19 protein-coding genes are annotated in these 22,318 nt (G+C 67.8%); 1 reads left to right on the top strand and 18 read right to left on the bottom strand.

The annotated features are described in order from the left end of the window. Positions 1–7: 7 nt before the first annotated feature. The 17 genes from KF684_06335 to KF684_06415 form a co-directional block, all read right to left on the bottom strand. Entirely contained in the window at positions 8–745 is a 738-nt protein-coding gene (locus KF684_06335) for a gamma-glutamyl-gamma-aminobutyrate hydrolase family protein (protein ID MBX3352535.1), read from the bottom strand. Between the two features lie 62 nt (positions 746–807). Next, entirely contained in the window at positions 808–1,560 is a 753-nt protein-coding gene (locus KF684_06340) for a hypothetical protein (GenBank protein MBX3352536.1), read from the bottom strand. Between the two features lie 144 nt (positions 1,561–1,704). Then, the gene (locus KF684_06345; protein MBX3352537.1) at positions 1,705–2,679 is read right to left on the bottom strand and encodes an alpha-ketoacid dehydrogenase subunit beta; all 975 of its coding nucleotides are present in this window, start codon (positions 2,677–2,679) and stop codon (positions 1,705–1,707) included. Between the two features lie 146 nt (positions 2,680–2,825). Next, positions 2,826–3,947 (bottom strand): pyruvate dehydrogenase (acetyl-transferring) E1 component subunit alpha, encoded by a 1,122-nt coding sequence (pdhA, locus tag KF684_06350; protein MBX3352538.1) that lies wholly within the window; start codon positions 3,945–3,947, stop codon positions 2,826–2,828. A 178-nt stretch (positions 3,948–4,125) separates the two neighbouring features. Beyond that, positions 4,126–6,150, bottom strand: a complete 2,025-nt coding sequence (locus KF684_06355; protein ID MBX3352539.1) for an acyl-CoA dehydrogenase family protein — start codon at positions 6,148–6,150, stop codon at positions 4,126–4,128. 80 nt (positions 6,151–6,230) lie between these two features. Beyond that, a complete protein-coding gene (locus KF684_06360) occupies positions 6,231–7,145 on the bottom strand; it encodes an enoyl-CoA hydratase/isomerase family protein (GenBank protein ID MBX3352540.1) in 915 nt (304 codons plus the stop codon). Between the two features lie 120 nt (positions 7,146–7,265). Further along, positions 7,266–8,660: a PilZ domain-containing protein gene (locus tag KF684_06365; protein ID MBX3352541.1), complete on the bottom strand. Its 1,395-nt coding sequence runs from the start codon at positions 8,658–8,660 to the stop codon at positions 7,266–7,268. A gap of 135 nt (positions 8,661–8,795) precedes the next feature. Beyond that, on the bottom strand, positions 8,796–9,554 hold the full coding sequence (locus KF684_06370; GenBank protein MBX3352542.1) for an enoyl-CoA hydratase/isomerase family protein: 759 nt from the start codon (positions 9,552–9,554) through the stop codon (positions 8,796–8,798). Beyond that, positions 9,551–10,321, bottom strand: a complete 771-nt coding sequence (locus tag KF684_06375; GenBank protein MBX3352543.1) for an enoyl-CoA hydratase/isomerase family protein — start codon at positions 10,319–10,321, stop codon at positions 9,551–9,553. The genes KF684_06370 and KF684_06375 overlap by 4 nt, the downstream gene beginning before the upstream one ends. Next, positions 10,318–11,793 (bottom strand): DUF559 domain-containing protein, encoded by a 1,476-nt coding sequence (locus tag KF684_06380; GenBank protein MBX3352544.1) that lies wholly within the window; start codon positions 11,791–11,793, stop codon positions 10,318–10,320. The genes KF684_06375 and KF684_06380 overlap by 4 nt, the downstream gene beginning before the upstream one ends. A 113-nt stretch (positions 11,794–11,906) precedes the next feature. Continuing rightward, positions 11,907–13,343: a tetratricopeptide repeat protein gene (locus tag KF684_06385; GenBank protein MBX3352545.1), complete on the bottom strand. Its 1,437-nt coding sequence runs from the start codon at positions 13,341–13,343 to the stop codon at positions 11,907–11,909. 51 nt (positions 13,344–13,394) lie between these two features. Then, on the bottom strand, positions 13,395–13,859 hold the full coding sequence (locus KF684_06390) for a VOC family protein (GenBank protein ID MBX3352546.1): 465 nt from the start codon (positions 13,857–13,859) through the stop codon (positions 13,395–13,397). A 357-nt stretch (positions 13,860–14,216) separates the two neighbouring features. Further along, entirely contained in the window at positions 14,217–14,615 is a 399-nt protein-coding gene (locus KF684_06395; protein ID MBX3352547.1) for a DUF559 domain-containing protein, read from the bottom strand. A gap of 213 nt (positions 14,616–14,828) precedes the next feature. After that, the gene (locus tag KF684_06400) at positions 14,829–15,794 is read right to left on the bottom strand and encodes a hypothetical protein (protein MBX3352548.1); all 966 of its coding nucleotides are present in this window, start codon (positions 15,792–15,794) and stop codon (positions 14,829–14,831) included. A gap of 78 nt (positions 15,795–15,872) precedes the next feature. Further along, a complete protein-coding gene (locus KF684_06405; GenBank protein ID MBX3352549.1) occupies positions 15,873–16,070 on the bottom strand; it encodes a DUF2283 domain-containing protein in 198 nt (65 codons plus the stop codon). Beyond that, complete coding sequence (locus KF684_06410; protein MBX3352550.1) at positions 16,067–16,345, bottom strand: DUF4258 domain-containing protein; 279 nt, start codon at positions 16,343–16,345, stop codon at positions 16,067–16,069. The genes KF684_06405 and KF684_06410 overlap by 4 nt, the downstream gene beginning before the upstream one ends. Further along, positions 16,342–17,967 (bottom strand): acyl-CoA carboxylase subunit beta, encoded by a 1,626-nt coding sequence (locus tag KF684_06415; GenBank protein ID MBX3352551.1) that lies wholly within the window; start codon positions 17,965–17,967, stop codon positions 16,342–16,344. The genes KF684_06410 and KF684_06415 overlap by 4 nt, the downstream gene beginning before the upstream one ends. Positions 17,968–18,086: 119 nt before the next feature. Here KF684_06415 and KF684_06420 point away from each other — a divergent pair, with 119 nt between their 5' ends. Further along, positions 18,087–18,806, top strand: a complete 720-nt coding sequence (locus KF684_06420) for a site-2 protease family protein (GenBank protein MBX3352552.1) — start codon at positions 18,087–18,089, stop codon at positions 18,804–18,806. A 4-nt stretch (positions 18,807–18,810) separates the two neighbouring features. Here the strand turns inward: KF684_06420 and KF684_06425 are convergent, their stop codons facing one another. Further along, on the bottom strand, positions 18,811–22,260 hold the full coding sequence (locus KF684_06425; GenBank protein MBX3352553.1) for an ATP-dependent helicase: 3,450 nt from the start codon (positions 22,258–22,260) through the stop codon (positions 18,811–18,813). Positions 22,261–22,318: the final 58 nt, after the last annotated feature.

Raw genomic sequence — 22,318 nt, forward strand, 5'->3', positions numbered from 1 at the left:
CCATTGCCTATTGCCGACTGCCCATTGCCCTCGCAGCGTTCATCAACGCCATGAACACCCCATCCCCGTTCGCGTCGCGCTGATCCAGCCCAACATCGCGCAAACGCTCCGGGTGCCACTGCACGCCCACGCAGAACGCGCGTCGCGGGTCGTCGATCGCCTCGATCACGCCGTCGTACGCCGTCGCGACCACGCGCATCGCGCCCGCGTCGCGCACCGCCTGGCGGTGCCAGGAGTTCACCTCGCCCGGCTTCACCACCGGGTGCTCGACGAGCACGCGCAGCGCGTGGCGCCGATCGGTAGTGGGGCTCTCGCGCGGCGGCGCGTGGTCGCCCGCCGTCGGCGTGTCGTCGTCGAGGCACTGGTTCAACGCGCCGCCCTCGACCAGCGCCATCAGCTGCATCCCCAGGCACACACCGAGCACAGGAATGTCGGGGCGCTCCTCGCGCAGCAGGCGAAGCAGCGTCAGCTCGTGGCGCTGGCGCGCCGGGTCCATCACGCTCGCGCGCGGGTGCGTCGGGACGCCGAACTCCTCGGTGCGCGGGTCGTCGCCCCCCGTGAACACGAACGCGTCGCAGATCGCCAGGTGCTCGCGCGCCTGCTCCGCCACCTGCGCCAGCAGCAGCGGCACGCCCCCGGCCCGCACGATCGCGTCGATGTACGCCCGGCGCAGCATCACCCGCGATGGGCCTTCGCCCGACGCGTGGCAGGTCACACCCACGATGACGCGATCACTCAGTGACACGATCTCTTTCTTTGGTATAAAGACTTCAACATGCACAAAGTATCAGCGGCAAACCACTTTCCTTACGGCTTAGGCGAGGACTCGCCATCGCTATCGAGACCCGTCTTCTCGGGTCTCGGAGCCGGAAGCGAGAGCCCACCTAAATACGATGCATAGGACATTTTGTTGACTTCGGCAAGCAGGCCCGTACCCGCGTTGAGCAGTCGGGTCATGGGATCAATAATCATTGCCAGACCACCACCCAACTCGGCGCACATAGCCGCAGTCGTACACACGCCATACCACACATCCTGAATGCGTGGACTGCGCTTATCCATTTCTTTCTGAAGATCATTCAGTCGCCGAAGGATGCGATCCTTGTGTTCATCAGGAAGATCAGAGAGATTAACGGCCTGTCGCAGATCATTAATCTTCTGTTGCAAAATATTTTTATATCGAGCATTGTCCATCGTGGGGAGGTTTTCCCACACCGATGAGTACGAGGCAACTCTCTCGTTCAACGTGTCGTGAATAGTCCGGATGCGTATCTTTTCTTTAGACGATGAAATTGCCGGCGACACAACCTGATATATCGCCGAGAAGTCCCTGGATTTGTCACCAGTCGGTTGCCATTTTGGCACAGAAAGTCCCAGATACTCCGCCGATGCCTTGAGCAATGCATACAACTCAATCGCAGCATTGTAGGATTTTTCGGAGACGCCGCCCTTTGCGCCGCGCTGAACCGCTTCGCGAACAACCTCGAAATGCGATTGCGAGAGGTATATGAACCGTTCGTGAGGGTCTATTGGCAGATTTTCATCGAAGCCCGATGTCATAATGACAAGACTATATCACATAGCGACAGATGCGGAACGGAAAAACTCGCAACGACACCACCCCTCGTGCGGTCGACTGCAGACGAAGCAACGGGCTATCGGTTCCTCATCGGATCTCAGACCAATTGCCATCCCATTGCTCCCTCAGTAATTCGCACACGCCAAGATCCCCTCCTGGATCCGCGGCGCCTCGGGCAGGTAGTCCAGTTCCAGCTTGTAGTAGGGCATGACCGTGTCGAAGCCCGTCACGCGCTGGATGGGGGCCTTGAGGTGCAGGAAGGCGCGCTCCTGGATCATCGTGGCGAGTTCCGCCCCGAAGCCGCAGGTCTTGGGCGCCTCGTGCACGATCACGCAGCGACCGGTCTTCTCGACGGATTCGAGGATGATGTCCTCGTCGTAGGGATAGATCGTGCGCAGGTCGATGAGTTCGACCGACAGGTCTTCGGGCAGGTTGTCCATCGCCGCCAGGCACTGGTAGACCGGCGCGCCCCAGGTGACGACGGTGAGGTCCGTGCCCTCGCTGACGATCTTGCCCTTGCCGATGGGGATGGTGTACTCGTCCTCGGGCACCTCTTCGCGGAACGAGCGGTAGACGCGCTTGGGCTCGAAGAAGATGACCGGGTCGGGGTCGCGGATCGCGGCGATCAGCAGGCCCTTCGCGTCGTAGGGCGACGAGGGCATGACGACCTTGATGCCCGGGTGGTGGGCGTAGATCGCCTCGGGCGAGTCGCTGTGGAGTTCGGGGGCGTGGATGCCGCCCTGGACCGGCACGCGGATGGTGAGGGGCACCGTGATCGCGCCGCGCGAGCGGGTGCGATAGCGGGCGGCGTGGTTGACGATCTGGTCGTACGCCGGCCCGAGGAACCCGTCGAACTGGATCTCGGGGACGGGGCGCATGCCGGCGATCGCGAGGCCGATCGCGCTGCCGATGATGCCCGACTCGGCGAGGGGGCTGTCGACGACGCGCTCCTCTCCGAAGCGGGCCTGCAGCCCCTCGGTGACGCGGAACACGCCGCCGTTCTTGCCGACATCTTCGCCCAGGATGACGACGCGTTCGTCCTTCTCCATCTCCTGCGCGAGAGCCAGATTGATCGCTTGAACGAGGGTGAGGTTGGCCATGAGTCAGTCTCTGTGAACGACCGCGTCGGGGTTGGGCGATCGGTGTGGTGGCGTGAGTCTGTGAAGGGAGTAGGGAGTGGGGAGCAGGCAGCGGCGAGAGAAGGAAGATCCGGCTGCTGCCGGCTCCCTGCTCCCTGCTGCCTCATTCACGAATACTGCTTTACCCGCGACAGCGTTTCCTGCTCGGGGAACTGCCCGAGCCCGTGGGTCTTCATCGTCTCTCGCTGGCGGACGATCTCGGCGGGCAGGTCGGCGAAGGTGTAGTCGAAGATGTCGTCGATCGCCGGCTTCTCGATGCCCTCGGCGTTCTTGACGACCTGCGCCACGAGCTCCTTGGCCTTCTCGTCGAGGGCCTTCTGCTTGGCTTCGGTCCAGGCCTTCTTCTTCTCGAGGTACTTGCGCGTGCGGATCAGCGGGTCGCGGCTGATCCACTTCTCGACCTCTTCCGGGTCGCGGTAGCGGCGCGCGTCGTCGGCGGTGGTGTGGTCGCCCAGGCGATAGGTCACGGCCTCGATGAACGAGGGGCCCTCGCCGGCGCGGGCACGCGCGACCGCGTCCTTCATCACCTTGTTGACGGCGAACACGTCGTTGCCGTCGCAGCGGATGCCCGGCATGCCGTAGGCGAACGCGCGCTGCGCGAGCGTCTCGCACTTGAACTGCTTGCTGCTGGGCACGCTGATCGCCCACGAGTTGTTCTGGCAGACGAAGATCACCGGGACCTTGAGCACCGCCGCGAAGTTCATCGCCTCGTGGAAGTCGCCCTCAGAGGTCGCGCCGTCGCCGAAGTAGGTCGCGACGACCATGTCCTCGCCGCGGAGCTTGCCCGCCCACGCGATGCCGGCGGCGTGGAGCATGTGCGTGCCGATGGGGATCGAGATCGGGGTGATGTTCACGCCCTCGGGGATCTGGTTGCCGCGCTCGTCGCCCATCCAGTGGAGGAGGATCTTCTCCATGGGCAGCCCGTGCATGAACAGGGCCGCGTTCTCGCGGTAGCAGGGGACGATCCAGTCGCCCTTCTTGAGGCACTGGGCGGTGCCGACCGCCGCCGCCTCCTGTCCCTTGTTCTGCGGGTAGGTGCCCATGCGCCCGGAGCGCTGCAGCTTGAAGGCGATCTCGTCGAGGTGGCGACAGATCGACATGTGCTCGTAGAGCTCGACGACCTGCGCGTCGGTGAGCAGGCCCTTGCCGAGCTTCTCGTCGAACTTGCCGGTCTCGTCGAGGATCTGCACGTACTCGATCTTGCCTTCGAAATCGGTCCTGATGGGCATCATGAACTCCGGTCGCGCGTCGGGCGCGGCTGGTGGATGGCTGGAAACGGGCGCACGCCGTGCGCGTGCACAAGGGTAGGCCGGGGCGGGCGCAAAGTGCCCCGGAGCCCGGCGGGGCGCGGGCCTGGAGGGGTTCGGGCCGGGCCCTCCCCGGGGGGCGGGAGGGTGGATCGCGCGGTCAGTGCAGCTTCTCGACCGCCGAGACGCCCGACCCGCTGCTGGTGCCGCCCGAGCCGTGGAAGGTCGGGTCGCCCTCGAAGCGGGTGCCGGGGAACTGCTTGATGCCCTGCTGGTTGAGCTCGCGCCCGGTGCCCTTGGCGACCGGGCTGCGCTCGGGGATCGAGAACTGCGAGTTGGGGAGGGTGTCGCTGAGCTTGAGGGCCGCCTCCGACGCCCTGGCCATCGAGGCGTCGGCGTTGGAGGTCAGCTCGCGCATCAGGCGCCGGAACTCAACCTCCGCCATGTCGCAGAAGTGCATGCAGGCGGCGCGGTCGCGCTCGAACTCCACGCCCTCGGCGCCGGCGCGCAGGTCGCGATCGAGTCGCGACAGCGAGCAGGTCATGGCGTGGATCATGATCGCGCAGTCCGCGATGCGCGCCTGCACGACCTGGCGGTTGAGCAGGTTCTCCTCGTGGACCTTGCTCATCTTCTTGAACGCGTGCGAGAGGTCTCGCGTGAGCTGACCCACGCGATCGCCCTGCGACGCGAGCGACGCGTGCAGCTTGGTGACCTGAGGGGCGGCCCGCTTGATGCCCAGGAAGAGCTCGAGCCCGAGCGGGATCGCCTTGCCGACGATCACAGGGTTCGTGCCGTTGCGCAGGACGCGAGCGAGGTTCGCGCCCACGCCCTGCTCCTTGTTCCACGCCATCGCGTCGCGCACGCCGACCATCTGCTCGGCGAGCTGCTTGCCGCCGTAGGCGAAGATGAACGACTGCATGACCTCGTTGGCGCCCTCGACGATGATGTTGATGCGCGAGTCGCGGAAGATGCGCTCGATCTGGTTCTCGGTCATGTACGACTCGCCGCCCATGATCTGCATGGCGTCGTTGACGGTCCGCCAGCCGTACTCGGAGCAGAACACCTTGCAGATCGCGGTCTCGAGCATGATGTCGTCGTCGTGGCGATCGAGCATGCCCGTGGTCATGTACAGCATGGATTCCATCGCGTAGGTGTACGCGGCCATGCGCGCGACCTTCTGCTGCACCAGCTCGAAGTCCGCCAGCGGGCGCTGGAACTGGTAGCGGGTCTGCGACCACTTGATCGCCTGGTCCATCGCGGCCTTGGCGCCGCCCAGCATGCCCGCCGAGAGGGTGCAGCGACCGTAGTTCAGGCAGGTCAGCGCGACGTTCAGGCCGCGGCCTTCCTTGTGCATGAGATGGGCCTTGGGCACGCGGACGTTGGTGAACCGGATGCGCGCCTGCCACGTGCCGCGGATGCCGCACTTGCTGCGGTTCTTCTGGAAGATGTCGATGCCGGGCATGTCGGGCGTGCAGACCAGGGCGGTGACCTTGTCCTTGCCGTCGGGCATCTTCTGCTTGGCCATGACGGTGAACAGGCCCGAGATGGCGCCCGAGGTGGCCCACTTCTTCTCGCCGTTGAGGATGTAGCACTGCTCGGCTTCGTTCCACTCGCAGCGGGTCTCCTGCCCGCCGGCGTCGCAGCCGACGTTGGGCTCGGAGAGGCAGAACGCGCTGACCCACTCGGTGGCAAGCTTGGGCAGCCAGTTCTTCTTCTGCTCGTCGGTGCCGAAGAGCATGACCGCCTTGCAGCCGATGGACTGGTGCGCCGAGACCAGCACCGCCGTGCTCCCGCACGACGCGCCGATGCGCTCGAGGACGCGGTTGTACGAGGTGATGCCCAGCCCGCCGCCGCCGTGCTCGCGGGGGATGGTCATGCCCAGCACGCCCATCTCGAAGAGCCGGTCGATGACCCAGCGCGGGATCTCCTGCTCCTGATCGATCTGGACCGAGGGGTGCTCGTTGCGCATGTACTCGTCGAGTCGCGCGAGGAGCTGATCGCAGCGCGCCGTCTCTTCAGCAGCGCTCTCGGGGTACGGGAACACCAGATCCTCGCGGAAGTTGCCCCAGAACAGGTTCTTGATGAACCCCATCTCCGAAGGGTCCGGCCCGAGCATCTGCTCGGCGTCGGCGATCATCTTGCGGTCCTTCTCGGAGATGCCCTTGAGGTTCTTCAGATCTGCCATGTCTGGGTCTTCCTTTCAATCACTGGTCGAAACTCGTGGACGGGCCTTCGCCGGCCCACGCGTGGTTGCTTTGCTCGCGTTCAGGCCTTCGACTTCGCGAAGAACGCCTCGATCGCCCGGCGCGCCTCGGGGGTGTGACGCAGCCGGATCAGGTTCCGGCGCTCGCACTCGAGCGCCTTCTTCCAGCCCCCGCTCAGCCCGGCGTCGACGCACTCGGCGACCGCCTGCGCGGCCGGGGTCGCCGGCAAGTCCGGCATCGCGCGCTTCAGCCCGGCCCTCGCGTCGACGCTGAACCGCTCCATCGAGATGTTGCGCGCCTCGTGGTTCTTGTGGCCCGCGACCGAGCCGGACAGCCCCGTCGCCGCGCGCTCGCACGAGAGGGGCAGCAGGTCGTCGGGGTTGTCGAGCAGCTGGCTGATGAGCCCCGCCTCGCGCGCCTCGATGACGCTCATGGTCTGGCCGGTCGCCGTCATCAGGATCGCCCGCGCCGGGTCCATGCGCGACGGCAGCATCGCCGTGCCGCCCCAGCCCGGGCAGATGCCCAGACCCGCTTCGGGCAGGCCGATGGGATAGGGCCTCGGGGGCTTCTCGGCGGTCCCTTTCGGCATCGCCGCGACCAGCGTGTCGCAGTGCATCGCCAACTCGAGCCCGCCGCCCAGCGTCGCGCCGTTGATCGCCGCCACCGTGTGGCACTTGAACGCCGCGATCCGCCCGTAGACGCGCGTGCCGAGCTTCAGATACTCATCGAGCTCCTGGTCGTTCAGCCCGTCGATCTCAGCGAGGTCGGCCCCGGCGACGAACGCGCGCGGCGCGTCGCTCGCCAGCACGAAGCCCTTCTCGGGCTGCCCGATCGCGTCCAGCGTGCGGTCGAGCTTCTCCAGAAAGGCCCGGTTGAGCACGACCACCGGCTTGCCCTCCTGCTCGAGATGCAGCGTCACGACACCCGCGGCCGGGCCCGTCGATTCACGATGGAAGGACAGCAGATCAGACGGCATGCGCGTTCCTAAGAGGGACTTTCCGCCGAGGCCCACGCCATCGACGACCCTGAGTATAGGAACCTTCGCTCGCCCCCCGGTCGGGATTCACGCCCGAAAGGAGCCGCGGCGTCCGGACGGTCACGCCGCCGAGGACATGAGCCGCGTGAACCGCATACCCACCAGATAGGCCCCCCCGGGGTCCTGACGCACCCGGACGATCTCCCCCTCGCGCTCGAGCGGGTGCCCGCTCGGCTGGGGGATCCGCACCCGGATCAAGTCGCCCTTGGACGGGGCGAACTCGAACCGCAGGCCCAGCCCGCTCTGGCTGATGTCCACGATGTTCACCGGGTACCACTCGCCGACCTCGGGGCCGACCTGCTTGCCGCGGTACTCGAAGCACGCCTCCCCGCGCAGGCGGCAGACGCGCCGGGGGTGGCCGCGTTTCTCGTCGCCGGTGTGCTTTCGCGGCTCGTCGGCGCGGGGCGCCGCCGTCACCGTCGCGATCGATCCGGCCCGCCCCCCCACCGCCCTGGCCGGGTCGTCGCGCAGGAGCTTGTGCACCAGCGCCTCCCACGCCTCGAAGATGTCGGGATCGAGCTTGGGGCCCGCCTCCTCGCGCATCATCGACAGCGCCTTCATCGGCGGAATCGGACCACGATACGGGCGAGCCGTGGTCAGCGCGTCGTAGATGTCCACCACGCCGCAGAGGCGCGCGTGGAACGAGATCTGGTCGCCCTTGAGCCCGTTCGGATACCCCGATCCATCGAGCTTCTCGTGGTGGTCGCGCGTCATCTCGAGCACGACCGCCGAGACGCCCTCGCGGTCGCGCAGCTCGTCGTACCCCTTCGCGGGATGAACCTTGAGCACGGCCCACTCCTCGTCGGTGAGCTTGCCCTCTTTGTTCAGGATCTCCTCCGGCACGCCCCGCTTGCCCAGGTCGTGCAGCAGCCCGCCCTCGAACACCAGCTTCAGGAAGTCCGCGTCTCCCGGGCGGAGCTCCTTCGCGAGCATCCCGCACCCCACGCCGACATTCACCATGTGCGTCGTCGTGTAGAAATCGTGCGCGGTCATATCCAGCACATACGAGAACTCGTGCTGCGCTTCCTCGGCCCACCTCGTGAAGCACACCGAGATCTCTTCCACCGCGTCCACCGCCTCGGGCCAGCCGGGGAACATCAGCACATCCTCGATGATCTTCGAGCAGGTGGCGCGCACGATCTTGCCGCGCTCCTTCACCGCCACGCCCTTGTCCGCGAAAAGGCGCTCGGTCGTGCTCATCAGCATCCGCCGGTACGCGCCGTGCTGCGCGAGGGGGATGTAGACATATTTCACGCCCGTCTCGGCCAGACGCACCGCGTCGTGCGGGGTGAAGGGCAGGCCCGACCCCCGGTAGAGCGCCGGCTCGCGCCCCTCGCCGTGGACGAGATACAGATCCACCTCGAGCGTCTCGTTGGAGAGCGACGCGAGCGGGGCCGGGAAGAAGGTGTACTTCATCTCCCCGGCGATCGAGATGGCGGTTTCGATGGTGCCCATGCGCGAGAACGACGCGGCGCCGAAAGCGGTACCCGACCGGGTGACTCCGGAACATCGTCGATTCGCACCGGTCGCTTCAGCGGGTTGCCAACCCTCGCACACGATCACCCAGACCCGGGGAAAGCCACCGCCCGCTCACCTCCGTGCGAACATGGCCTTGAGCCCGGCTCTTGCCTCGTCGCTCTCGACCACGCGGGCCGATAACTCAGCGCCGCGCAGGAGGACCTCGAGATCGTCCGACCCGTCGAGCGTGTTCATCCAGCGCTTCGTCGTCTGCAGCGCCATCGGGCCCGCCTTCGAAAGCCGACCGACGAGTTCGTCGACCGTCGCGTCCAGCTCGTCCTGCGAAGGGGCGAGGTGCGTGATCAGGCCCAGGTCGTGCGCACGCCGCCCGTCCATCAGCCCGCCCTCGAGCAGCACCCGGCGCGCCTGCCCGGCGCCGATCTTCTTCACCAGCCAGGGCGCCACCACCGCCGGGCACACGCCAAGGTCCACTTCCGGATATCCCAGCTTCGCGTCGGGCGGCGCGACGCCCAAGTCGCACACGCACGCGAGCCCGCACCCGCCCCCGATCGCCGCCCCGTTGATCCGCGCCACCGTGACCATCGGCAGGTTCCGGATGGCGTGGGTCAGTTCGGCGATGAGCCGCAGCATCTCCCCCGGCGCGCCGGGGACATCGAGCACCGCCTTGAGGTCCATCCCGGCGCAGAAACTCTTGCCGGCGCCCGTGATCACGCACACCGACACATCGGCGCGCGACGCCAGTTCGCGCACGCGCTCAGAGAGCGCCGTGAGCAGGTCCCGCGACATCGCGTTGCGCTGCTCCGGACGGTTGAGCGTCAGCGTCGCGACGCGGCCTTCGATCGACAACAACGCCAGTTCGTTCACGCTCACGGTCGCTTCTCCCACATCCTGGCGAGCAGTTCTCGCTCCTCCTCGCCGCCCGTCAGCCCCAGCGACGCGTGCAGCGCGCCGTCGATCGCCCGCTCATCAAGCGAGCCGTCCAGTTCGTTCAGCCACCGCTTCGTCTGGTGCAGCGCGTGCGGCGGCTTGGCCGCGAACGCCCGCGCAACCCCCATCGCGCGAGCAAGCACATCCTCCGCCCGCTCCACGCATTCGTGCGCCAACCCGATCGCGCACGCGCGCCGACCGTCGATGAGTTCCGAATCGAGCAGGCGCGCCCGCGCGTTGCCGTCGCCCACGCTCTGGCGCAGGAACGGGCTGCTCACCGCGGGCGACACGCCCAGGCGCGTCACCGGATACCCGAGTTTCGCGTGCGCGTCGGTCACGACGAAGTCCGCGCCGCCAAGCAGCGCGCAGCCCCCGGCGATCGCCGCCCCGTGGGCCGCGATCACCACCGGGCACGGGCACCTGCGCAGCGCGCGGATGGTGTTGCTCAGGCCGGTGAGCATGGCGCGCATCGCGAGCGGGTCGTCCTGGCAGAGCGACAGGTCGAACCCGGCGCAGAACGCCTGCCCCTCGCCGCGCAGCACGACGGCGCGCGCGTGATGCTCGTGCCCGGCGTGGTCGACCGCGACGCGCAGGTTGTGGAGCATGTCGGGCGTGAGCGCGTTGCGCTTGTCGGCGCGATCGAGAACGATCGTCGCGATCTCGCCGCCGCCGCTCCCTCCACTCACCGGTTCGTGCTCGACGCGGATCATGCGCTCGCCCCTTCCTGCGCCCTGGCCCGCGCCACGATCTCGCGCGCGATCGACGCCGCCCCGCGCAGCGCGTCGTCATCGACGGCGCACGCGAACCCCGCGTCGCGCACCGCGCGCACCAGCGTCTCGGTCGAGATGTTCCCCGGCGCCGGCTTCTCCGGCGTCCCGGCGTACGGGCACCCGCCCAGCCCGGCGACCGATCCATCAAACGATCGCACACCCATCTCCAGCGCCGCACGTACGCACTCGCCCGCACGCCCGAAGGTGTCGTGCAGGTGCAGCGTCAACTCGCCCCGCTCGCGCGCGTCGAACTCGCCCAGCAGGGCCGCGATGTCCGCCGGGTGCGCCACACCGATCGTGTCGCCCAGGTCGATCTCGCCCTCGTGCCCCGGCGGCACGATCGCGCGGAGTTTGTCGACGACCCGCCGCACCGCGCCCGGCGCGATCGGGCCCTCGAACGGGCACGCCACCACGCACGAGACATACATCCGCACTCCGAAGCCCATCCCGAACGCCCGCGGCACGAACGCCGCGAACCGCTCGATCGTCTCGTCGACGCTCGCGTTCGTGTTCTTCCTCGAAAAGGTCTCGCTCGCGGCGGTGAACACCGACACCTTCCCGATGAGCATCCGCCCCGCCTTCGCGTTCACCTCGCACGCGGCGTCGAAACCCTTCTCGTTGGGAACGAGGGCCGAAAGCAAGGGCGTCCGAAGACCCTCCCCTAACCCCTCCCGCAAGCGGGAGGGGGACCAGATCTTTCCCCCCTCCCACTTGTGGGAGGGGGCAGGGGGAGGGTCTTCGCTAGATCGCCGAATGAATGTCAACACCGCTTCCGCGATCTTCACGGGATCGCGCAACGCTTCATCGTTCGAGAACCGCAGCACGCGTACACCCTGCTCGCGGAGCCATTGCTCGCGTCGTTTGTCGTGCTCGCCGCGCTCGACGCGCATGTGAGACTCGCCGTCGACCTCGATCGCGATCGCGTGCGATGCGCAAAAGAAGTCCACGATGTACGGCCCGATCGGGTGCTGTCTTCGAAAGCGAAGCCCTCCAACTTTCTTGTCGCGCAGCACCGACCACAGCGTGCGTTCCGGCCAGGTCGAATCGCGACGCAGGCGCCTCGCGCGATTCACTGTTTCTCGCTCGCGAGGGATGCGGACCTTTGGAAAGACGCCCTCCCCTAACCCCTCCCGCAAGCGGGAGGGGGACATGTCTGCGACCCCCTCCCGCTTGCGGGAGGGGGCAGGGGGAGGGTCCCCCAACAACTTCGCGACACTCTCAAACACCCCCGCCGCGTCCCCCAGCTGCGGCACCCACCGGGGCGACACGAAACTGCTCACCTCGACCTCATCCAGCCCGGCGCGCAGCAGGGCGCCGACCAGACGAACCTTGTCGCCGGTCGACACCACGCCGCGCTCGTTCTGGAGCCCGTCGCGGGGCGAAACATCGGTGATGCGGACACGCTCGGCCATGCTTTGAGAAGTCTACACCATTGGTCGGCGAATCGCGGCAGGCGTCATCGCAGACGCCGTGTTGCAGTGTCAACATAGATTGCCCGGATGCGCCCCCTCCCATCGCCGCACGCTCAGCGACGCCACCAGCGGGTGTTCTGCTTCCTGAGAGCTTCGATCTGATCCTCAAGAAACTCGTTCTCCGGGTCGAACTCCAGCGCCCGTTCCATCATCCGAATTGCTCCCGATCGATCGCCTCGCTCGGCAAGCGCCCGACCGAGCCAATACCAAATCTCCGGCGCTTCGCCTTCGATCCTGATCGCTCGTCGGAAGTGCTCTTCTGCGGCTTTCGGATCGCCCTGGTCGAGGGCGATCTTTCCAAGGCACAACCAGTTCCGCTCGTCCTCAGGATCAATCTCGGCCGACCGACGGTACGCTTTGATCGCGTTCGCCATGTCTTCAACTTCCCAGTACGCGCAGGCGAGCGAATGCCATGCGTTCGGGTTGCTCTCCCAGATCGTGAGACTGCGCCGGTATGCTTCGATCGCCTGCTGATATTCGTCGAGTTCGAGATGCGCGTAGCCGAGGTGGCTCCACAGTTCGGACGATCCGTCATCCGACGCGATCACCCCGAGCAGAAAACCCTTCGCGCCAAGAAAGTCTTCTCGCTCGAAGAGCTCGCTCACCTCGTCGCACCGTCGCCGTCGGAGTGCTTTCCGCATCCGATCGCATGTTCGCGTATGGTCGGGATCATTGGCGTGCGCGCGCTCGACTTCGGCGATGCCCGCCTCGACATCGCCGCGTTCGATGAGGGCGCACCCGAGATTGCAGTGCGCGTACGCGTCCGTCGGATCGAGCGAGAGCGACTTCGTCCACGCGTCGATCGCCTCGTCGAGCAGGCCGTTCACCGAGTATGCGACGCCTAGATTGACCCACATCTGGGCGTTCGTCGGCTCGATCACAGCCCGATGCCGCATCGTGCTGAGCAACAGTTCCCACATGCCTAACTGATCCGCGAGATCGCTGATCGCGCACCAGGTATCGGCGTTGTCCGGGGCCAGCGTCGCCGCCTTCTGGGCGAGTTCCAGCGCTCGCTCGAACTCACCCTCTTCCCTGAGCGACCACGCGAGCGCCAGCAACGCATCGACTTGATCCGGATCCAGCTCCAGTGAGCGCTTGAGCGCACGGACCGCTTCCTCCTTTCGACCGGCGCCGTGCATCGCGTTGCCGAGCCGATAGTGGAGAACCGCATCGTCGGGCCAACGCCCGATCGCGCCTTGCAGGACCTCGACCGCCTCCTCGTTGCGGTCGAGGACATACAGCAGGTAGCCGATCCAGCCGCGCGGGCCGGGCCAGTCGTCGCGGATCGTCCGCGCCTCTTCAAAGCAGGCAAGCGCTTCTTCCTCGCGGTCGAGGTACGCCAGCGCCCAGCCACGCGAGTACAAAAGAAACCCGCGTTGCTCTTCGAGCGCCGCGGGGGATTCAAGCATCGACATCGCCTCGGCGTAACGCCCTTCGCGCAGCGCGCGTTCAACCTCTACACGGAATGGCGACGGCGGCGGTTCGCTCATGACCGGGGCTCCCGGGGTCGGATTTCGACTCCTGCAGGATACCCGTGCGCCTCACCCCCCGAACGCCGCCTTGCCCGCCTCGGCCATCTCGTCGGGCGTCATGTCCTTGATGTGCGTCGCGAACGACCAGGTATGCCCGAACGGGTCTGTCACGCTGCCGTAGCGGTCGCCCCAGAACATGTCCTCCGCCGGCATCAGCACCGTCGCGCCGGCCTTCTCGGCCTTCGCGATCGCGGCGTCGCAGTCCTTCACATACCGGTGGATCGTCACCGTCGAACCGCCCAGCGCCGTGGGCGTGCGCGACTTCCCGCCGCAGTACTCGGGGAAGTCGTCGCACAGGAAGATCGTCTGGTCGCCGATCGTCATCTCCGCGTGCATCAGACGCCCGTCGGGCGAGGGCATGCGGCAGGTCTCCTCCGCCCCGAACGCCTTCGCGTAGAACTCCAGCGCCTTGGCCGCCCCGTCGACCACGAGGTGCGGCACGAGCCCCTTGGGCATGTTGCTGTTGTCTGCCATCTCTGTTCTCTCATTGCCTGTCGGTTCCGGACCCGCCACGCCCACCGCGGCGGCACACCACCATATATAGCGGACATCAAGAGCGGTTGCAAGGTCTTTGTTAGGTTTTTCGGCAGGGAGGGAGCAGGGAGCAGGGAGTGGGGAGCAGGAAGAGAGGACAAGGGGTGGCGTGGTACGACGCAGCCGTGCCACGAGATCTGACCGGTGCGCCCGTCCCGCCCCCTCGCCCCGCTTGCGGGGAGAGGACGGCGAGCGCAGCGAGCCAGGTGAGGGGTGTGTCTCGGAAGCCACGAGGGATGAGGCACGAGGCACAAGGGAAGATCGCGCAAACGATCACAACGGCCAGCTCGAAACCCCTCACCCCAGCCCTCTCCCCTCGGGGGAGAGGGGGCCGGAGGGGAGCCGGGATCGCGCGACGCGCAGGATGTACTCGAGCGACGCGTGCTGATGCTTCATGAAGTCGCGCACGCTGAGGCGCACGACCTCAAGACCCTGCGCGTGCAAGAACGCGTCCCGTGCCGCGTCGGCGACGCGGGTCTTTCCATGGTGGTCGCCGTCGAGTTCGACAACGAGCCGCGCGTCAGCGCAATAGAAATCTACCACGAGGTGGCCGATCGCCTGCTGCCTGCGAAACTTCAGATCCCCGAGCTTGCGATCACGGACCTTCGACCACAGCACTCGCTCGGGGACCGACGCCTGTGCGCGCAGCATCTTCGCGCGTTCGATCTTCTCATCCGTAGCCCGGGGAACCGGCATGATCCCAGAATACCGCAACTCCCGCCCCCTCGCCCCGCTTGCGGGGAGAGGACGGCGAGCGCAGCGAGCCAGGTGAGGGGTGTGTCTCGGAAGCCACGAGGGATGAGGCACAAGGCACAAGGGAAGATCGCGCGGTCGAGCGCACCGCGCAGTTCGAAACCCCTCACCCCAGCCCTCTCCCCTCGGGGGAGAGGGGGCCGGAGGGGAAGCGGCTCACCCCACCTCGCGCACCACCGCGCGCGCCAGCGCGTCCGCCGCCCCCGGCTTGAAGCGGAAGAACATCTCCGGCTCCACCACTTCGTACTCCACCACGCGCGGGTCGCGCAGCGTGACGCGCGCGTCCTCGGCGCGCAAAGAGGGATCACCCGGCTCGGAAACATCGATCAGATCCACGCGCGCGTACAGCGGGATCTCGCCCGTCTCCGCGATCCACGCGTCGGTGCAGCGACGCGCGACCTCCATCTCGCGCGCGCCCGGCTCGTGCGCGAACACGGCGCCGCCGTGGTCGTCCTGGCAGCGCACATCGTCGCCGGCCGGCACCTTGCGCACCGCATGCGTGAAGATCCGGTCCACGAACATCAGCGAGGTCTCGCCCTTGGTCCGGATGCTCGGGATCAGCGGCTGCACCAGCGCGTCGCCCGTCTCCATCAGCCGCGCGAGGTGATCCTCCGCCTCGTCGATGTCGTTCGCGCCGAACACCCGCAACCCCCACGCGGCGCCCCCGATCGCCGGCTTGATCACCCCACCCCCGGAACCCCCGGAGCCCCCGGGCCCCCCGGAGCCGTCCCACCCCGCCTCGCGCACGACCTGGCGCAGGTCCACGCGCGGCTCGCCCCGGCGCGTGAACAGCGTCGGGATCACCGGCACGCCGCGGGCCTCGAGTTGCTTCAGATACAACTTGTGCGTGTTGCGCCAGATGGTCTCGGCGCCGTTGAAGAGGCGCGTCTTGGTCGAGACGCGAAGCGCCCACTCGCAGAACGCGTCGCGCCTGCCGCGGTAGTAGTCCCAGGTGTGGCGCACGACGACGGCGGCGAACGACGCCCACTCGACCGCCGGGTCGTCCCACACCGCGTGGACCGCCTCGACCCCCAGACGCGCGAAGGCGTCGAGCACGAAGCGGTCCTCGGCGCAGCCGAGTTCCTCGCGAGAGCAGGCGACGGCGACGCGTTGATCGTTCAAGTCTGCAAAACCTCTATCCTAACCTCGTGCCTGCGCGGTCAGTTGCTCGTCATCGCCCGGACCGCAGAAGCCCACAATTCAAGCCGAAGCTCTCACCTCAACCGAACGCGGATTCGTCACACGGCGCGAAGCGTCGAGGATCTCCATGGACACGAGGTTGCCTTCGGCGTCATAGTCGAGAATGACGCCGGGCTTGTCCTCGTCGCTTTCGGTGACGGGTCCGTCGCGGAAGACAACGCGAAGAGTGTCAGTATGTTGGTCGTAAGAGACGATCATGGGCGGTTCCGATACTTCTCGATCTGACTCGTACGGTACGCCGTGACAACGACGGCGGGTTCACGGTCAATGTCGACGAACACGCGATAGAGGTATCGGCGTTGCTCGGTCGCGACTTCCAGGACCGCCTGGGCCACCACACGGCCCTCCCGGACATCCAGAACCGCTTCCGGGGCGGCGAGAACCGCCTCAACCTGCTCCCGGCCGATCCCTCTCGCGCCCATCTGTTCCAACGCGTGGGACGACAACTCGACCTGATCTTTCGACCATTTCAAGTCTGCAGCACTCCCGTCCGGAACTCCCGCTCGCTGGGCCAGTTGCTCGTCATCGCCAGCGCCGCCGCCAGTTCGTCGCGCGTGTTGTGGGGCTGGATGACGCGGTCGAGCCAGCCGCGGGCAGCCCCGTGGCGGATGTCCTGCTGCTCGGTGTAGCTCTCGCGCACCGCGTCGAGGATCGCCTTGTGCGTCGCCTCGTCGATGGTCTCGCCCTTGCGCTCGCGCGATTTCTCCTCGATCGTCGCGAGCACGCCCGTCGCCTGGGCGGCGCCCATCACGGCGCACTTGCTGCCGGGCCACGCGTAGGTCAGGAAGGGGTCGAACGCGCGCCCGCACATGGCGTAGTTCCCGGCGCCGTAGCTGCCCCCGATGATGAGCGAGATCTTGGGGACGACGCAGTTGCTCATCGCGTTGACCATCTTGGCGCCGGCGCGGATGATGCCGTGCTGCTCGCTCTCGCGCCCGACCATGAAGCCGGTGGTGTCGTGCACGAACACGATCGGGATGCGCTTCTGGTTACAGTCCATGATGAAGCGCGCGGTCTTTTCGGCGGAGTCGTGGTAGATCACGCCCCCGATCTGGATGCCCCCGGCGGCGGGCTTCACGAGTTTCTTCTGGTTGGCGACGATGCCGCAGTTCTGGCCCTTGATGCGCGCGTAGGCGCAGACGAGCGACCCGCCGTAGTCGGCGCGGTACTCCTCGAACGAGCCGTCGTCGACGAAGGTCTTGAGGATCTCGCGGGTGTCGTACTGGGCGCCGGGCTTGTCGGTGAAGAGGGAATAGACCTCGTCGGCGGCGCGGGCCGGGGCGGGGGCCGAGGGGTCGATCGCGTCGGCGCGGGGGGTCGCCTTGTTGAACGCGGCGACCAGCGCGCGGATGCGCCGGATGCACGACTCGTCGTCCTTCTCCTTGAAGTCGACGGTGCCCGAGACGCTGGCGTGCATCGCGGCGCCGCCGAGTTCCTCGTCGGTCACCTGCTGGCCGATGGCCGCCTTCACGAGCGCGGGGCCGGCGAGGTAGAGGCCCGAGCCCTCGGTCATCAGGATGTTGTCGCAGAGGACTGGCAGGTAGGCGCCGCCCGCGACGCAGAAGCCCATGATCGCGGCGATCTGCGGCAGGCCGTCGGCCGAGATCACCGCGTTGTTGCGGAAGATGCGCCCGAAGTCGTCGGTGTCGGGGAAGACCTCTTCCTGCAAAGGCAGGAAGACGCCCGCGCTGTCGACCAGGTAGAGCAGGGGCATGTGGGCCATGTGGGCGATGCGCTGGGCGCGGATGATCTTCTTGCAGGTCGCCGGGAAGAACGCGCCGGCCTTCACGGTGGCGTCGTTGGCGACGATCATGCACAGGCGCCCCTCGACGGGCCCGACCCCGGTGACGACGCCGGCGCCCGAGGCGCCGCCGTGCTCCTTGTACATGTTGAAGGCGGCCCAGAGCCCCATCTCGACGAAGCGCTGGGGGTCGTCGACGAGCCGGTCGATGCGCTCGCGGGCCGTGAGCCGGCCCTTCTCGTGCTGGCGGTCGATCGCCTTGGGGCCACCACCCAGCCGGATCTGACGCTCCTGCTGCTGGTATTCCTCGTTGAGTTCACGGAGCCGGTTGATCGCGACGGTGGGGCTGGTCATAGGGGCGAGTCTAGTGGGGGAAGGGAGCGGGGAGCAGGGAGCGGGCAGCAGGAAGAGGCGTGGCCCCGACCCCACTGCCCTGCTCCCTGCTCCCTATTCCCTGCTGCCTACTCTCCCCAATGGGCTCCCGCTTCTACCTGTTCACCATCCTGGGCTTCCCCGTCTACGCCGACGCGAGTTGGTTCATCATCGTGCTGCTCATCGTGTGGCGTCTGTCGGCGGGGTACTTCCCCTTCGCGGCGCCCGGGTACGACGACAGCGCGTACCTGGTCATGGGCGTGCTCGGCGCGCTGGGGCTGTTCGGCTCGGTCCTCCTCCACGAGGTCGGGCACATGCTCGAGGCGCGGCGTCGTCACATCCCCACCGGCGCGATCACGCTCCATCTTTTCGGCGGGCTGGCCGAGATGTACGCGGCGCCGCGGAAGCCATCCGAGGAAGCCACCGTCGCCCTCGCCGGCCCGCTCGTGAGTCTGCTGCTGGGCGCCGGGTTCTATGGGCTCGGCTACGGGCTCGAGGGCGCCGGCGTCACGCCGGGGCTGACGTCGGTCGTGTTCTACCTGGGGTTCATCAACCTCGCCCTGCTGGTGTTCAACATGATCCCGGCGTTCCCCCTCGACGGCGGGCGCGTGCTGCGCTCGATCCTGTGGGCGGTCACCGGCAAGATCCAGTGGGCCACGCGCGTGTCGGCCAATCTGGGCATGGGCTTCGGCGTCGTGCTGATCGGCATGGGCGTGCTGTCCTACATGGGCGCCGGCATCGGCGGCGGGCTGTGGTGGATCCTGATCGGCGCCTACCTGCTCATGACCGCGAACGCGGTGCGCCGCGGGCACGCGGGGTGATCGCTCACCCCCCGAGGTAGTCGCACAGCCCCTTGCAGTCGCGATCGCTGCCCTTCTTGTATTCCCCGGCGAGCATCTTCGCGGCGTACCCCTCGACAGTCTTCACGACCTTCTTCAGGTTGAGCGCGTCGAAGCCGATGACGCCGCGCTGGCCCGTGGAGAGGACCCAGTACTCCGCGACGCCCGGGATGGGCTCGATCTCGCCGAGTCGCACCGCCTCGCCCATCGGCGATGCGTTCGAGAGCGGAAGCGCCTCGTCGGGGTCGCGCTGCGCTCCCGATTCGCTCCACCACGAGACCGCGAGCGCGTAGAGCGCCATCTGCAGGTCATCATTCTTGATCTCGAGTTTGGTCTTGGTTGCCTTTCCGGTCTTGTAATCGATGACCCGGAAGCCGCCCCCGGGGGCGAGGTCGACGCGGTCGATCTTCGCCGTGAAGAGGTGGGGCCTCGCGCCCGGCGCGTCGCCCTCGAGCCGGAAGGGCATGCGGATCTGCAGCTCGGTGTGCAGCACCTGATCGCTGTCGTCGTGGAGCTTGTCCATCGCGTTCACGAGCTGCGCGAGGAGTTGCTCGCGGATCACGCGTCCCCCGGGCGCGCGGCTCGCCTCGCTGCGCTCGTACTCGATGCGCCCGAGCTCGAGGAGCCGGTCCTTGCCGGGCGGGAAGCGCCCGTCGGCCTCGGCAGCCCGGCGCTCGCGGTAGAAGTTGTCCAGCGCGAGGTGCGCGAGATGGCCCATCGACAGCTCGGTGGTCCTGGCCTCGTCCAGCTCGAGCTCGTACTTCACATAGAAGCAGCGCGGGCAGCGCTCGAAGTCGGCGAGCTTGCTGTAACTCAGGAACAGAGGCGCCTGCATCGGACGCAGACGCTCCGGGCCCCTCGCGCCGGCCACGACGCGTTCGAGGAGTCGGCGCAGGCGCTCGTCGCCCTCCGCCAGCGAGCCCGCCGCGTCGATGCGCAGACCCGACGCGCGGATCTTCGCGATCGCGGCCATCCGGCGCGCCGCGCGCGAGAGCCCGGCGTCGACGCGCTGCAGCGCGTTCTCGTCGGCGTCGGCCGAACCGGCGGCGAACAACAGTTCCGCCGCCTCTTCCCGGTACGAACGCTCGGCGCGATCCAGCAGCGCGGAGCGGTCGGCGTCGGTCGGCTGATCGTCGGCGACGACCGGCGCCGGCTCGACGCCGGCGCGGCGCATCAGGTCGCCCGCGCTGACGACGGCGGCGCGGATGCCCGCCCCGGCGTTGTACGCGAGTTCGAGGAAGTAGTCGCCCATCTTGCTGGTGGTCGTCTTGCCCTTCTTGGCTTTGGCGAGGAGCACGAGCCGGCGCTCGGCGCGCGTGCAGGCGACATAGAACAGCCGGCGCTCTTCGTCGGCGGCGATCGAGTCGCCGCGCTGACGGAGGTCGGGGGGCAGGGGCGCCTTCCCGTCGGCGTTGGTCGACGGGAACGTGCCCTGGCTGGGCCAGACGCGCGGCAGGAAGACCGTGTCGAACTCGAGCCCCTTCGCGGCGTGCGCCGTCAGCAGTTGCACGCCCTCGCCTGCGTCGTCGTCGGGGGCGCGAAGGGCGTTCTCGCCGCTGTCGGACAGGCGTTCTCGTTCTTTCTCATCGAGGTCGTTGAAATACGCGCGCCACTCGCGCAGGTCGCCCGGCGCGTCGAGGTTGGGCTGCTTGGCGCGCACGAACGCGACGAACCTCGCGAGGCGTGTGCCGCTGCGGAGGCGGTCGTGCGTCTCGAGCAGGTCGAGCGCCGGGAAGATGGCGCGTCGGCAGATCTGGTCGATCGCGACATCGGCCGGGTGTTCGGCGCAGAACGCGCGCAGCGCGTCCCATGTTTCGACGAACCGCCCGATGCGAGGGTCCGTGCGGTGCGCGAGCGTCAGCCATTCGAGGTACCCGCGCGTCTCGTCCGACTGCTCGACCATGACGCGGTGCTCGCGCTCGTAGCGGATCACATCGTCCAGAGGCACGCCGACGGGCGGGCGCGTGAGCATCCGGCGCGGGCCGGCGCCGGGCGCGCACCGCGGGTCGGTGAGCGCCTCGATCCACGCGAGCAGGTCCTTCACGAACTCGTCCTCGAGCGCGCCGGAGCGCTCGCGGCGCGCCGTGGGGATGTTCTGCACCGCGAGTTCGGCGCCGATCTGGTCGAGGTGCGAGCCGGAGCGCGCGATGACCGCGTAGGCGTTCCACGGGCGGGGCTCGTCCCGGTCCGTGGCTTCGGCGCGATCGTGCAGGATCATCGCGGCGATGGCGGCGCCGTCGCTCTCGCCGGCCTTCGGGTCGTGCTCGACGCCCTCGACGCGCGCGTCGGCGAAGCCCGGGTGATCCGGCCTGCCGGCGACGATCGTCTTGCTCTCGTCGAACCGCGACGACGCCCTCTCGATGATCGCGTTGGCGGTCTCGATGATGACCGGCGCCGAGCGGTAGTTCTCGGTGAGCGCGACGGTCGTCGAGTTGGGGTAGTGGGAGGCGAAGCGCGCGAAGGCCCGGTCGTCGGCGCCGCGGAAGCCGTAGATGGCCTGGTCGTCGTCGCCCACCACGCAGACATCGGAGGGCGCGCCGGTTTCCCGGGCGACGGGCGCGAGGAGCGTGAGCAGCTCGATCTGCGCGACGTTCCAGTCCTGGAACTCGTCGACGACGATGTGGCGGAACTCGTCGCGCAGGATTGCGCGGGAGGCGGGGTCGTTCCTGAGCAGACGCACGGGCAACGCGACGAAGTCGTCGAGCGTGATGCGCCCCTCGCGCAGGCAGCGATCGTCGTAGAGCCCGAACAGGCGGGCCATGTCGCGCTGGGCGGGCAGGGCCGCGCGCAGCGCCGCGGTCCGGTCGGCGTCGGCCGGCGATGGCTGGCCATCCGCGCCGTTGTGCTCGGGGTCGAGCCCCTTTGCGATGAGCGATTCTCGACGCGCGACCCACTCGGCGCAGCGCTGGGTCGTGACGGAATCATCGCGGCAGGCGGAGATGAACCCGATGGCCTCGTCGAGGGCCGCCTCACGCCCCGTGGCCGCCTGCGAGCGGAACAGGTCGTGCTCGGCGACGAGCGAGCGCAGCATCCGTCGCTGCTGGGCCGAGTCCATCACCTTCACCTCGCGCGGCAGGCCCAGCCGGTCGGCGAAGCGGCGCACGACCTGGCTGCCGAACGAGTGCACCGTCATCGCGCGGACGCGCTCGGCGGCGCCCACGCCCAGCCCCATCGTCTCGAACATCGACGCGAGGCGCTGGCGCAGTTCTTCCGCCGACTTGATCGTGAAGGCGAGCGCGAGCACCGATTCGGGCGACGCGCCGAGCCCCCCCTGCTCGCGCGGCGCGACGGCGCGCGCGACGCGATGGATGATCACGCGCGTCTTGCCCGTGCCGGGCCCGGCGAGCACCGCCAGCGGGCCGGAATCGTGCAGCACGGCGCGGCGCTGCGCGTCGTTGAGGGAGCGGAGGAAGATCGGGTCACCGCCGGTGGTCATGGGGGCAGTGTAGGGGAATCCGTCGCAGCATCACCCGCGGCGAAGGCGCCGTAGACAG

This window comes from Phycisphaeraceae bacterium (assembly GCA_019636675.1).
Classification (GTDB): Bacteria; Planctomycetota; Phycisphaerae; order Phycisphaerales; family UBA1924; genus JAHBXC01.

Excerpts from the sequence above, each read along its gene's own strand:
- KF684_06420 (MBX3352552.1), top strand. The coding sequence starts at position 18,087 with ATGGGCTCCCGCTTCTACCTGTTCACCATCCTGGGCTTCCCCGTCTAC.
- KF684_06355 (MBX3352539.1), bottom strand. The coding sequence starts at position 6,150 with ATGGCAGATCTGAAGAACCTCAAGGGCATCTCCGAGAAGGACCGCAAG.
- KF684_06345 (MBX3352537.1), bottom strand. The coding sequence starts at position 2,679 with ATGGCCAACCTCACCCTCGTTCAAGCGATCAATCTGGCTCTCGCGCAG.
- KF684_06385 (MBX3352545.1), bottom strand. The coding sequence starts at position 13,343 with ATGAGCGAACCGCCGCCGTCGCCATTCCGTGTAGAGGTTGAACGCGCG.
- pdhA (MBX3352538.1), bottom strand. The coding sequence starts at position 3,947 with ATGCCCATCAGGACCGATTTCGAAGGCAAGATCGAGTACGTGCAGATC.
- KF684_06365 (MBX3352541.1), bottom strand. The coding sequence starts at position 8,660 with ATGGGCACCATCGAAACCGCCATCTCGATCGCCGGGGAGATGAAGTAC.
- KF684_06395 (MBX3352547.1), bottom strand. The coding sequence starts at position 14,615 with ATGCCGGTTCCCCGGGCTACGGATGAGAAGATCGAACGCGCGAAGATG.
- KF684_06380 (MBX3352544.1), bottom strand. The coding sequence starts at position 11,793 with ATGGCCGAGCGTGTCCGCATCACCGATGTTTCGCCCCGCGACGGGCTC.
- KF684_06415 (MBX3352551.1), bottom strand. The coding sequence starts at position 17,967 with ATGACCAGCCCCACCGTCGCGATCAACCGGCTCCGTGAACTCAACGAG.
- KF684_06425 (MBX3352553.1), bottom strand. The coding sequence starts at position 22,260 with ATGACCACCGGCGGTGACCCGATCTTCCTCCGCTCCCTCAACGACGCG.
- KF684_06360 (MBX3352540.1), bottom strand. The coding sequence starts at position 7,145 with ATGCCGTCTGATCTGCTGTCCTTCCATCGTGAATCGACGGGCCCGGCC.
- KF684_06390 (MBX3352546.1), bottom strand. The coding sequence starts at position 13,859 with ATGGCAGACAACAGCAACATGCCCAAGGGGCTCGTGCCGCACCTCGTG.
- KF684_06340 (MBX3352536.1), bottom strand. The coding sequence starts at position 1,560 with ATGACATCGGGCTTCGATGAAAATCTGCCAATAGACCCTCACGAACGG.
- KF684_06405 (MBX3352549.1), bottom strand. The coding sequence starts at position 16,070 with ATGATCGTCTCTTACGACCAACATACTGACACTCTTCGCGTTGTCTTC.
- KF684_06375 (MBX3352543.1), bottom strand. The coding sequence starts at position 10,321 with ATGATCCGCGTCGAGCACGAACCGGTGAGTGGAGGGAGCGGCGGCGGC.